Raw genomic sequence first — 13,185 nt, 5'->3', positions numbered from 1 at the left:
CTGGGCCGAGGGGGCAGAACCCGGTCGGCCCCTCCCCAGTGTCTGAATCGCAGAAATGACCCAGCCCTTCTTGACACCAACAAGAACTCGGATTAATGTCCCTTTAGAGGTTAGGTTATGGCACAAAAAGATACAGTTGAATTAATTTGCAACGTCGGGGAATTAACCAGTCTGTTCGAAAGTCAGGCCGGTCTAACGGGCTTTTTGCAAAAAGTCGTCAGCCTTGTCGCTTACCACATGAAAGCGGCGGCCTGTTCCGTTTATCTTTATGATGAAGACAGCCAGGAACTCATCCTCACGGCCAACCAGGGGCTCAATCCCGAGTTTGTTGGCAAACTTCGCGTTAAATTAGGCGAGGGAATCACCGGCATGGCCATGAAGGAATTACGCGCCATCCGGGAAGGCCGGGTCGCACAGAATCCTAACTATAAATACATCCCCAATCTTCACGAGGATCAATACCAAGCTTTTCTGGCGGTTCCCATTCTCCATGGAAACCGGAAAGTCGGCGTGCTCGTTGTTCAGGATCCGCAGCCTAATTACTTCACGGACAATGACGTCAAGGCCTTCCGGGCCATTGCCGCCCAGCTCGCCAGCACCATCGAAAACGCCAAGATGCTCATGAGTCTTCATGATCAGAATAAAGGCGTAAAGCCCAGTCCGGAAACACCGCGAATCCTGGCTGGCACCCCGCGTTTTGTGCGAGGTGTCTCCGCTTGCGAAGGTATTGCCATCGGGCACGCCCTTAAATTATCCGGTATCGATCACGAATGGGAACCTGCTCCAAACGAATCCTCAGGCCCTTTTACCGAGGAAGATTTTCTCCGGGCAATCCGCCAAACAGAGGAGCAGCTGGCCCAATTACAACGTCAACTCAGTGAGCGCATGGCGGACATCGCATCCTTGATTTTCGATGCTCACATCCTGATCCTGAAAGATGAAGAGTTTTCGGGCGTCATGCTGAAGAATATTCGTAAAGGGACAGCCCCTGAACAGGCCATTCGGGAAGTGGTCGAAAATTACCTGAGACTCTTTGAAAAAAGCACCAGTCTCTCGCTCCAGGAAAAAGTTCATGATGTCAGGGATGTCAGTATACGCCTGATGTCCAATCTACGAATGCGCACATCCGACCCTGTGGATTATCGTGGCAAAATTGCACTGGCTGTAAATTTACTGCCCTCCGATCTACTGAAGCTCTCCGCGCAGCGCGCCGAAGGAATCATCCTGATTGGTGGCGGAGTCACCACGCACGTTTCCGTCCTGGCTCGTACTCTGCGAATCCCCATGGTGATTCTTAAAGAGCCCCCCCTGGCGGAATCCGAGCGCGGAGCCGACACCACGATTATCCTAGACGCGGATCAGGGTAATATCATGATCAACCCTTCGATGGATATCCTCGCCCATTATCATGCCTTATTGGAAAGCCGCAAGGATACCTCGCTGGAATTACCCACGCATGCCACAACTTCGACGAAAGACGGTCGCCGCATCCGCCTGATGGCCAACATCAATTTACTGAGTGAACTTCCCACAGCCCAGCGTATGAAGGCGGAAGGTATTGGCCTCTACCGGAGCGAATTCCCGTTTATTATCCGGAATGACGTTCCCACGGAAGAAGAACAATACAGGGTCTATCAGCGAATCATTGAATCCATGCCAGAGCAGGAGGTCATCCTCCGTACCCTCGATGTCGGGGGCGACAAATTACTGACCTACTATTCCGGAAACGTAGAAGCCAACCCGGCGCTGGGTCTGCGCGCCATCCGTTTTTCCCTAAGAAACAAGGACATGTTCATGCAACAGTTGCGCGCCATGCTTCACGCCGGCGCCGACCGGTCTTTAAATATCATGTTTCCGCTGATTGCCTCGCTTGACGATTTCCGGAATGCCCGCGACATTACGGAAGAATGTATGCAGCTTTTAAAAGCTGAACACATTCCCTGTAACGATAACCCGCGACTTGGGGTTATGATTGAACTCCCTGCGGCAGTTGAGCTTGCCAGCGATCTTGCCAGGGAAGCTGACTTCCTCTGCATTGGCAGCAATGATCTGATCCAATACACCCTCGCCGTGGATCGCACGAACGAGCGCATTGCGGATCTTTATGTCTCTCATCACCCTGCCGTGCTTCGATCCATCATGCGTGTCATCAATGGGGCCCTTGCCCACGGCAAACCGGTCTCACTATGCGGAGATATGGCTACTGATCAAAATGTCCTGCCCATCTTAATCGGGCTAGGTCTCAGAACCTTCAGCATGGATCCACGGCGGATTCCGAAAGTGCAAGCCTTCATCAACAACCTCTGCTTTACAGAAACTTGCCAACTGGCTGATGAAGTCATGGAAATGGGAAGTATCAAAGCCGTTACGGAACGGCTCGGTCTCAATAAAAACGTCTCCACTTCCCCGATAGTAGAAGATCTTCAGGTGGCCTTACATCCCAAGCCTATAGCCTCTTGACACAGCACATATTCCCCTATTATGTTTTACAAAGCTACATGACCTATCAATGTTCTATACAACCAAGGAGATAATATAATGAAGCGATCAATCTTTGCGTGGACATCCATTCTGGCCGTTGCAATATCAAGTTGCGCTTTCGCCGGCGATGACGCCAAGGGGGGCTTGCGTTACTCCATTACCGTGAGTAAATTTGACAATAAAGCAGGCTGGTCCGGCCAGTGGGATATCGGGGATGCCTGGGGTGCGGTCATGACGGATGCCCTTCAGGGTTCAGGCAGATTTATTGTGCTGGGCGAGAAGGATATGCGTGGCGAAGCCTTACAGGAACAGGATCTGGCGGCATCCGGGCGCATGGCTGGTGGGAAAAAAGCCCCGAAAACCGGCCAAATGACCCCGGCCCAATTACTTGTCAAAGGGGACATCACCCATGTCCAGAGCTCCACTTCCGGCGGGGACGGTGGTCTAAGTTTTAAAGGGATCCGGTTGGGTGGTTCCGCGGATACCGCTGAAATCAACGTCACAATTTACGTCGTGGATTCGCAGACTGGCCAAGTGAAAGCCTCTACCAAAGTGGTTGGTAAAGCGGGCCGCAAGGGACTGGGAATCGGGTATTCCGGATCTGCATTAGGCGGTTTAGGAGGGGGATTTGATGGCTTCAAAAAGGATAATGTAGGCAAAGCTTGCGAGGATGCCGTTGGCCAGGCTGTTACATTTCTTATTAAACAACTTGAAACAATCCCCTGGGAAGGCTCAGTGGTTTCTGCCAATAATGGTAAGATCATCATTAACCGTGGTTCCCGCGAGGGAGTATCGGCTGACCAAAAATTCATCGTTGGTAAACTTGAAGTAACCACCGATCCCGATAGCGGCGAAGTTCTGGACAGTTCCGTCACCAAAGTGGGCATGATCAAGGCTAAAACCGTAAAAGAAAAGATCTCGATCTGTGAAGCGACCGAAGGGGGCGACAAGATTGAGGCGAAAATGTCCGTACAGCCCGAGGAGTAAACCGGTTATCGGTTAGTCGTTATTGGTTATGGGTTGCAGGATCATTTATACCTTTACCCATAACCTTTAACTGATTAATAAATAACTTTTCTTCTCAATGCGGGTGACGATGCTTCAGGCTATGGGGCTTTTCAAGCCCATGCCTGAGCATCAGGGACTCATCCCCCAGGATTTCGATTGTAGGCCCCGCCACAACCACCTTGCCCTCACTCAGCACGATCACACGTGGACAAATCGCCACAACCATCTCCAAATCGTGGGTTGCAATCAGCCTTGTATGCTCAAAAGTGCTCAGTAATTCCATCAGGCGTCGCCTCCCTCGGGAGTCGAGATTCGAAGACGGCTCGTCCATAACCAACACATCTGGCAAACAGGCCAGCGCCGTGGCAATCGCCACGCCCCGCTTCTCACCCGCCGACAATTTGTAAGGGGGCCGTTCCCGCAGATGCCCCATCCCGACCCGCTCCAACGCATCCATGGCGCGATTTCCGGATTCCTCTGGAGATAGACCCATGTTGAGTGGGCCAAACGCAACATCCTCAAATACTGTCGGCATGAATAACTGATCATCGGGATCCTGAAATACCATTCCAACAGATCGACGAATGATCTTTGCCGTCTCCCGAGTCAGAGTCACATCGCCCACCCGAACCTCTCCGGATGTGGGTCTCAGATAGCCATTCAGATGCTGTAAAAGGGTGGATTTCCCCGCACCATTGCCCCCAATGACGGCCACACATTCGCCTTGTGCAATAGTGAAGGAAACCCCTTTGAGCGCCGCTGTTCCGTCGGGATAGGTGAACACCACATCCTTGATTTCCACCGAATTGCGACTCATCCTGCTCCTCCCGTGATCCAATATCCCAACAACACCGGTAAATTCCAGGCTCTTGCACTCAGAAAGAATGCCAGCCATCCCAGGACAAAACCCGTTTCCTGCCAACCCCATCGCGCCTGCTGCAAGACGCAAATTTCACCTTCAAAACCTCGGGCAGCCATGGCCCGATAGATCCGCTGGGCCCGATCCATTGCCCGTAATAATAGCTGCCCCACTAAAATCCCATACATCCTCAACCCCAGTGACCGTGAATCAGCAGAACGCATCTCCACGCCTCTCGCCATCCGACCTCCCTCATCACCAATAACAAAGAAATATCTATACAGGAACAATACTTGTACCCCAAACACCTGCGGCATCCCCATCCGCGCGCCCGCTGCACACAGGCGATGTACTCCGGTACACGCGAGCAAAATAATGGCGGCACTCACCGTCAGGGTAAACCGGAGCATTATGGAAGCAAAGGATAACCAGCCCCCCGTCAAAGGGTATGTGCCAACCATCCCTTCAATATGGTGATCCAGCCAGGGATTGAATATTCCCACAAACAGCGCAAACGGAGCGGCGACAGCCATCTTTCTGAGTATCGACTTGCCAGAAAGGTTACTCATCACCACCAGAATAACAGGATAGAGCAACAGCGGTATCAGGGCAGCAACCTCGTACCGGGAATAGGACATCACCACCAGAATAAACAGCAAGGTAGTTAAAAGCTGGGCGCGGGCATCAAGCCGATGTACAGGTGAATCCATTCGCCCTAATTCGTCCATCCGGGCGATTTCCGTATAACGCTTTAATTCCACTGGTAACTTCCTATGATGATGGATGACATAAAACACCAACTTTAGGCGGTTTGCCGATAGAAAGAAATCAGGGAATTAGAAGGAGTAGCCTGGATACAAAAAAAGTCAACGAGGAAGTGGCGGGATGCTCAGGCTATTGCTTGCGGAGGAACAGCTGCGAGACATCTGCCAGAGGGGGGTCCGGCATCATTGAAGATACTCACCACTTCTCCCGTTGACTGAGAAGATAGTTACATAACTTCAATATCCCCGCAATTGGCAAAACCCTGATTCGGCATCAGGGTTTTGCTGATACCCCCGAAACTCGATTTTATACAAAACGGGCGGGCTGCCCCGTGGCCGCAAGCACTGCATGCCACCACCCGCTAGCAGGATCCAAACATTTTTTCTCCGCAACACTCGCCTCAACCGGCACATGTATGAACGTATCATGCAGATAACCAATCACGAGGCCGGTCTTTCCGGACATCGCTGCATGAACCGCGTTACGCGCATAGAGATCACAAAGAATCGAATCCTCTGGATTCGCTGGCTGGCTCCGGATCACGTAGCTGGGATCGAAATACCGGAATACCAGTGGCACGCCTTCTTTTTTGAAATAGGTTTCAATCTGATCCTTGAGGAAGACTCCAATATCACCCAACTTCACATTACCGGAGGCATCTTTGCCGCTCCCATTTCGGGAGAGCAGATCCTGTCCAGCCCCTTCGGCTACCACAATCACCGCATGTGAACGCCTAAGAATACGCGTTTTAACCGCATCCAGAAATCCTCCCGGCCCCGCTAAGGCAAAGGGAACTTCCGGGATCAAAGTAAAATTCACATCCTGGCTGGCAATCGTAGCACCCGCAGCAATGAATCCGGCATTCCGCCCCATCACCTTGACCAGACTGATGCCATTAAACACACTGCGCGCCTCCTGATGAGCACAGTCAAGAATCTCGCGAACCTCCTCAACGGCCGTCAAATACCCGAAGGTCCGGGCCACATAGCCGACATCATTATCAATAGTCTTCGGAATACCCACCACCGCCAGTGGATAGCCGCGCCGCTCCGCCTCATGATGCAACGCGTTTGCCCCCCGTTGCGTGCCATCCCCACCGACACAAAACAACATATTGATTCCACGCTTCATCAGATTCTCAATGGCAATGGCAGGATCAACGGGTCCACGGGAAGTCCCCAGCACGGTACCACCCCGGCGATGAATCGGATCCACAAACTCCGCTGTCAGCCGCATCGGCTCGCCTCCGCGTACCGGATCCAATCCCTGATATCCATAGAGGAACCCGTAAATTTCCTGCACTCCATAGGCATGACTCAATTCGTAATATATAGAACGAATCACATTGTTGAGGCCGGGACATAATCCCCCGCAGGTGACAATACCGGCCTTGACCTCGCTTTTATGAAAAAACAGTCGCTCCCGGGGACCAGCTATTTCAAAGGTGATTTCCTCCGGTACAGGCGCCCCGGGCTGTTGCAAAATGCGATATGGAATCCGGATCTTCTCGTTTACCGTCCTCTGCAAAGGCGACGGAATTCGCGCCTCACCCAATGAATCAATTGTCATTTCCATCGATCAACTCCTCCTCACGTTCGGACTCACTGCCACGTTCCAATTTCAACATTCCCATCAAACTCACCGCCGCCGCCATAACGACCGGCCCCAAGATCAATCCAATAAATCCAAAGGCTACAATCCCGCCCAAAATACTCAAAAACAACAGCAGCCCATTCATGGCCACTTTCCCATGCAATAATATCGGCCTGAGAATATTATCCATCATTCCGATCACACCAATCCCGCAAACGAGAAGGATCACGCTCTGCACCCACTCCCCTTCAATCATAAGCAGGATCACCGCCGGCCCCCAAATCAGGGAGGTTCCAACCACAGGAATCATGGCGCAAAAGGCCATACACACTCCCCAAAATATCGCAGCTTTAAGCCCAAGGATCGCAAATATGAGCGCGCCCAAACAACCTTGCGCAAAGGCAATCAACAAAGTGGCCGTAAGCCCGGAATAGATCAAGTCCCGCGTCTGCTTTATCAAACGTGACTGTTGCTCAGTGCTGAAAGGGAGAAAGTTGCGAATAAAGGCTGAAGCCAGATCACCGTCCCGCAAAAAGAAAAATAGTGCCAAAAATGTGATGCCGGTCTTAAACAGCATCGTGGCCACATTCTGAACTATTCCAGCCGCCTGGCCCGCAAGCACAGACGTCAAGGCACCAGCCCCATCTGTAATTCGAGTCCGCAATTCCTCCATCGGAGGAAGGGGTGCCTGAGCACTCACCCGCGCCCAAAGCAACCTGATCTTTTCCACATTTTCCACCCGCATCAGGGCCGCATGCGTATCCATCACCACCTGCGAGGCCTGCGTGACAAGGGAATAGCCAAGCCACAATGCAGGCACCATAATCAGAATTATGGCCATCAGGGTTACGGCGAATGCAGCCCGATTTTTGCCCATACGCACCACGAACTTATTACGTAACGGCCACAAACAAAGAGCCAGTATGCCCGCCCATGCCAGGGGCGTCAGAAAGGGCCGCAAAATTTGAAATGCAAAGAATGCCAGCGCCAAAACATATGCATAAAACAGCAGTAAAGATAGCCGCTTAGCTTCCGTTGTGATCATATTTCACCTATTCCATTCTCGTTAACGTAATGGCCTGAATGCTCATTCCCGCTTTCCGATTGTAATCAAATTCAAAACGCAAGGGCCGCGGAACATCCAGGCAATAATCCAAGGTGACGGCGGTTCCCGCCGTCACCGAACTCGAAACCCGCCCCTGCCCATCTGATCTCATGACCGTCCATGTCCCCACCACCGTTCCTGCCTCGGCGGCAACCTCATACTCCAAAGATATGCTATAATGTCCCGGCAGAACAGGAACAATGGGCGCGTAAAAGGCAACCCCCGCCTGCACCCGCTCCTGATCAAGACAAACCCCCCCACCGCCAGGATCAGAATAGGCTAGATGGAAACAGGCCTGCGCGGGAATCGTCATGCTCTCTCCCGGTTTCAACCACTTCCATTCTCCCCCAACAAGCGTGATCATACTGACATCCAGACTCCCCGCCATATTTGTAAATGTCGGCGCCAGAAAGGTCTGTTGGCCGGGTGGCAGTACTGGCACGGGGATTTCTGCCCAGGTCCACTCACCCGTAGAGGTTACCGCCACGGAAAAGGCATCACCAGTCACCCCGCTTCCGTATGATCCGGCAAGGGTTCCATTCCCCCGGACTGAAACCACGTAGCGAAGTCCTGCCAACGAATACAGCGTACGCGGATCAAGTGTAATCCGCCCATCTGGAGCAGACAGTCTCATGAATATATTGGTTTCCTCATTCACGACTACAGCCGCCCCCCCCGCCACATCACAAGCATCCCATTGCCATCCACCCAGCAAAGGCACCTCAGCAGGCGACGCATGTCTGATGCCCGCCTCACCGTGGGCGAGAATTTTGAATGCCCATACGGCCTTGTCCTTTGCCAGAAACTGGAGACGAGGATGTCGTCGCAGTTCACGGAGCGTTTGCGAGACCGGGAAAGGACTGACTTTTTGCGGGAACGCATCTTCATGCAGAATCAAATAACCTACCTTCATGGCCAGAAGCCCATCCAGAATCTCATCATTGATCACACCCATGTTGATGGCTTCAAGCCTGAGAAATACATTGGTGAAATACTGACGTGACACAGAGGGCGAGTAACCGTTGAGCATCTTCGTACGGTACAGGGTGGCGTAATATTCAGTAATGGAGTTCCAGTGCGAATCCCCAGGCCAAAGCGGAATCGCCATGGCCCGATTCTCTCGACCACATTTCGCCGCATCCTCGGCCACCGCCCGGTAACCGCCCTGCTCATAATCGAGCAGACAGATGGAGGGATCCAACCGGCGTCCATAATCCATAAGCAAGCCAGTCACAATAACCGCCGCAAGGAAAAACCTCCAAGCCCGCTTCTGAACCACACCATTCAATCGATCGACAGACATCGCGAGCGCAATTCCCAGAAAGGGCGTGAGAATACAAAAAATCTTGGCTGGCTGCCGGATCATCTTGTAAGGCGGAATGAACGTGCGCAAGGCCTGCCACAAACGATGCTGTGGATCAAACGGAGTATTGGGGCCCAGCGCAAGTATGGCAATTCCGGTAACAGCCACTAGCACTAATGTCAGTAGCCAAAACCTGGATTTATCGCGGAACCCGGAACGCCAGAAATCAATCGCCAGCAACACCCAGCCCAACAACAGAATCGCACCGGCAAAAATGCCGATATAAATAATGTTGTCCCGATTATCCAGCGTCGTATTAAACCACCCATTTGCCTGCAGGGCATAGCCAAGCGATTCACTGATCGTACGCCCCTTGGATTGCAACGTATCATCCAGTGATGCCTTGATGATGCTGGTTTGCAGATACGCCCCAACCATGCCGATAAGAATCGGCAAGGCGGCCCAACCCAACGGCTTCAATGTGGGAGGCGCGCTCCGTCGCGGCGACTCTTCATCGCCTACCCCAGAGACTATCGCGGCGCGGAGCGCCCCTCCCACATTGGGGAGGACACCCGACCGACTAAACGCCAAACTCATCAGGCCCCAAACCGGTGTTGCCAGAAAGACAAAAAAGAAGACATGCAGATCTACCCAGGAACAGATAAACAGCAAAATCCCGGCCAGGACTCCACCCCATACTCTGCGGTTCCGAATGGCTACATCAACACCCAGGAAAATCAGAGGAACCCAAAGCATCCCCATCCCTGTAGGACTCCCCCCCAGTAACGAAACGTAAAAATAAGGCAGAAGAATGGACGGCAAGGCCGCCACAGCCGCCGTCAAAAGGGATCGGGTAAACCGCATCAACAAAAGCCACGTTGATAGATAGATGAGCCAGACGGTCACACAAAGCATGAAGTTCCACCCCACCACGCGCCCCCCCAGCGCATACCCAGCAGAATACAAAAGTCCGAACGGGAAATAATAACTACCCGGATTGTAAAGCGCCTGATCATTCCCCTGATTGAACTCATAAACGTGATAGAAAAGCGGAGTTCCGCCAGTAAAGGAATCTGCCAGCATCCAAAGCTGATAGAGGAACTGTAGATGATCGCCGGGGATCATGTAACGCGCACCGCCCATCTCAGGACGGTTGGAGGAGGGAATCCCTGCATGGAATTCCGCGCCCAGCGGCCAGGTCACAGCGAAATACACCGCCATGGAGACCAGCATCGAAATCAGTATAAATCGGTGTGGCTTCATTCTGCCTTCTGACTTCTGAATCCTGAATCCTTCACTTTCCTCGCCATGGCCGCCATGGCCAATCGCTCCTCAGCCGTGAGAAGCCAATGCCAGCTTAATAACAGAAACACCCCGATTTCAGCCGGGTAAATGGCCAGCCGGACCCAAATCGACGGAGTCATAGCCATCACCACCATGCACAGCAGAGCCACGCCCGTAACGCTGGCGGCGCGACGGATGGCGCGCCCCGAGCCAGGCGCATACCTGTTTGCGAGAAGCGCCATGGCACCGGTTTCGAATACGCAGCGAATGAACCACGCCACTCCCGCGCCCTGCATTCCGAAATGCTTCATCAGAACCCACGCCAACCCAATCGTGAGCGGGATTTCAACAAGATGCAACTTGGCGCTGACATCTGGTCTCCCCACTCCCTGAAGCAGGGAAAACGGCACAAACGAAAGGCTGTAGACAAAGATTCCAGCCGTCAGCCAGCGCATGACCCCGGCACTCTCAGCGGAAAAAGCCGCATCCTGCCACAAGGTCAAGGCCTCTCCAGCAAAGGCAAACAGCACCAGAATTACAGGGAACGAAAAGATCAGCAAACTCTTTACCCCCTTGGCATAAAGGCTGGCAACGGCACCAGTCTCAAGCGCATGCTGGGCGGAGAAGGATGGGAATAACACCGAAACCCAGGCGCGCGGGAAAATCAATAACCGGATCACCATTTCGGCAATCGTGGCATAGAACCCGACCATGGCTACCGGTAGCAGAGCAAACATCAGCGCGCTGTTGATCTGATTCAACACCAGCATCGCAATGCTGGATACCGACATCCAGCCCCCGAGCACAAAGAGTTGCCGCACGAGCCGCCGTTGGAAGCAAACGCCGCGCCGCAAAACAGGCACATCCCACAAGCAGGCCGCAAAATAAATGGCGCATTCCACCGCTTTGCCCGCCAGCAATGCCACCACCGGCGCCAGCAAACTGTGCGACACCAGCGCGACAGCCAGGGGCCCCAGAAACGTGTAGGTCTGCATCGGCAGTCGTATGATATTAATCAGCTTGAACTTCTGATGCGCCTCAAGCACTCCCACCAGACAGGCCGCCAGCACCAGAAACGGCGTACCCAGCCCGGCCGCAAAAAGCGTATAGGCCGCATCCGTTTGTAACCCCGGGGGAATACGACTCCACTTACACACAATGGAAGGGATCAACGGAAAGAAGATCGCCATGCCAACCAGCGCAAACGCCAGCATCATGCCCATGGCCGTCCAGAAGATCGCCGGGAGCTCCTCAATTTTCCGGCTCGCAATTCGGGCAGACATCGATTGGGTCACTGCACGTCCCAGTCCCAGATCAAGTATAGACAGGTAATTGATAACCGTCAGAAGAAACATGAACGCGCCGTAGATATCCTCACCCATCCGGCCACGCAATGGCGGCAAGGCGAAGAAAGCGACGGCCATGGGCGCACAGAGGCCAAAAAGATTCCAGCCAGTGAACTTGAGCAACCGCCCCGTGGAGGGCGGGTTATGAAGTTCTTCCGCCTCACTCACCCGCGGCCGCCTTCCCGCAAATGGCACGAAACAACTTCACGTGTTCCTCGGCTATATGGGCGATGCTGAAGGTCTTCACCACTGTCTCGCGCCCCGCCCGGCCCCATTCGGCAGCCAAAGCAGGCTCATTAACCAACGCCTGCAAACCGGCTACCCAGGCGGCTTCGTTATTCGGGGGGGCCAACCGTCCATTGCGGCCATCCGTGATGATATCGCGGCATCCGCCAATATCAGAGGCCACCGTGGGAAGCCCGGTCGCCAGGGCCTCGAGCAAGGCCAGTGGCAGGGCTTCGCTCTCAGACGGAAAAACAAAGAAATCGGAGACCTGGAGATACTCCTGAACGTTACTCACACTCCCGGCAAATATCACAGCAGACTCCATTGCATGCTTCGCCACAAAGTGGCGTAACTCTTCTTCACAGGACAGAAACTGCATGGCGCCGGATCCGATCAACAGGAGCTTACAATCCGGGTGCTGCGGCGCCCAATCCTTCCAGACCCGCGTCAGAAACTCCAACCCCTTGCCTCGATTCAACTTGCCGGTGTAGGCAAACAGTCGCCCGTCCGGCAAACCCAGATTCCGCCGGAGCACACTCCTGGCCTCGGGTGACACCGGGCTGAACCGCACAACATCAATCCCATTGGGAATTGAAACAATTTTATGGGCAGATACACGACAGGACTCATACTCCTCACGGATCACACCGGCGATACTCAGAAAGGCGTCGGCTTTTTTGAGGGCCATATTCCGAAGTATGACAGGACCAATAAACATAAGCTTTAGCAAGTGATTCACCCTGCCGTCGGTCTTTTCCCAGATGAACCCGCCCGACACTTCGCCGCGGGATTCCGCTCTCAGTATGCACCCTTTACCCAGCAAGCGCGCCGCCAGCACAGCAATCAGCCCCAAGGTTCTGATGCCGCACACATAAATCACATCATACTCCCGCCGCATCCGGATCAGGCGCCAGAAACTCGACCACAACATGAGATATTTCCCCATCCGCGGATAACCGGCAGGGGGAGCCCGATGAACCGCAACGCCATCCACCGTTTCAAAGGCAGGGGAGGAGGCCACTTTATGGCCAGTCAGAACAAACACCGGAACCCCGAGCAGCTGGAATTCACCACACAACAACCGGGCGTGCGCTTCCCCCCCGCCCACTACCGGGAAATAGGAATCGGTAAACAGACAAACCCTAGGCTGAAAGGCTTCCGAAATAGATATTCTGCAGTCAGTACTCAAAATAGGCATATCCCTGAAATTCAGTGT

At 53.4% G+C, this 13,185-nt stretch carries 9 protein-coding genes; 2 read left to right on the top strand and 7 right to left on the bottom strand.

The annotated features are described in order from the left end of the window. Window positions 1-117 precede the first annotated feature (117 nt). Both ptsP and WCI03_07670 read left to right on the top strand, forming a co-directional pair. On the top strand, window positions 118-2,460 hold the full coding sequence (ptsP, locus tag WCI03_07675; protein ID MEI8139730.1) for a phosphoenolpyruvate--protein phosphotransferase: 2,343 nt from the start codon (window positions 118-120) through the stop codon (window positions 2,458-2,460). Between the two features lie 78 nt (window positions 2,461-2,538). Beyond that, complete coding sequence (locus WCI03_07670) at window positions 2,539-3,468, top strand: CsgG/HfaB family protein (GenBank protein ID MEI8139729.1); 930 nt, start codon at window positions 2,539-2,541, stop codon at window positions 3,466-3,468. 94 nt (window positions 3,469-3,562) lie between these two features. Here the strand turns inward: WCI03_07670 and WCI03_07665 are convergent, their stop codons facing one another. The 7 genes from WCI03_07665 to WCI03_07635 form a co-directional block, all read right to left on the bottom strand. Then, window positions 3,563-4,306: an ABC transporter ATP-binding protein gene (locus WCI03_07665; GenBank protein ID MEI8139728.1), complete on the bottom strand. Its 744-nt coding sequence runs from the start codon at window positions 4,304-4,306 to the stop codon at window positions 3,563-3,565. Further along, complete coding sequence (cbiQ, locus tag WCI03_07660) at window positions 4,303-5,109, bottom strand: cobalt ECF transporter T component CbiQ (protein MEI8139727.1); 807 nt, start codon at window positions 5,107-5,109, stop codon at window positions 4,303-4,305. The genes WCI03_07665 and cbiQ overlap by 4 nt, the downstream gene beginning before the upstream one ends. A gap of 310 nt (window positions 5,110-5,419) precedes the next feature. Continuing rightward, a complete protein-coding gene (locus WCI03_07655) occupies window positions 5,420-6,688 on the bottom strand; it encodes an ATP-dependent 6-phosphofructokinase (protein MEI8139726.1) in 1,269 nt (422 codons plus the stop codon). Continuing rightward, window positions 6,672-7,751, bottom strand: coding sequence for an AI-2E family transporter (locus tag WCI03_07650; GenBank protein ID MEI8139725.1), 1,080 nt, complete (start codon window positions 7,749-7,751; stop codon window positions 6,672-6,674). Before WCI03_07650 ends, WCI03_07655 begins: the two co-directional genes overlap by 17 nt. Before the next feature lie 7 nt (window positions 7,752-7,758). Then, window positions 7,759-10,377, bottom strand: a complete 2,619-nt coding sequence (locus WCI03_07645; GenBank protein ID MEI8139724.1) for a hypothetical protein — start codon at window positions 10,375-10,377, stop codon at window positions 7,759-7,761. After that, window positions 10,374-11,912 (bottom strand): flippase, encoded by a 1,539-nt coding sequence (locus WCI03_07640; GenBank protein ID MEI8139723.1) that lies wholly within the window; start codon window positions 11,910-11,912, stop codon window positions 10,374-10,376. Before WCI03_07640 ends, WCI03_07645 begins: the two co-directional genes overlap by 4 nt. Continuing rightward, window positions 11,905-13,158 carry a glycosyltransferase family 4 protein gene (locus WCI03_07635; GenBank protein MEI8139722.1) on the bottom strand — a complete coding sequence of 418 codons (1,254 nt, stop codon included), beginning with the start codon at window positions 13,156-13,158 and terminating at the stop codon, window positions 11,905-11,907. Before WCI03_07635 ends, WCI03_07640 begins: the two co-directional genes overlap by 8 nt. Between the last annotated feature and the right edge of the window lie 27 nt (window positions 13,159-13,185).

The organism is bacterium, from assembly GCA_037143175.1.
Lineage (GTDB): Bacteria > Verrucomicrobiota > Kiritimatiellia > CAIKKV01 > CAITUY01 > JAABPW01.
Note: the sequence above shows the minus strand (reverse complement) of the source record. Positions and strands in the feature narration are given on the sequence as shown.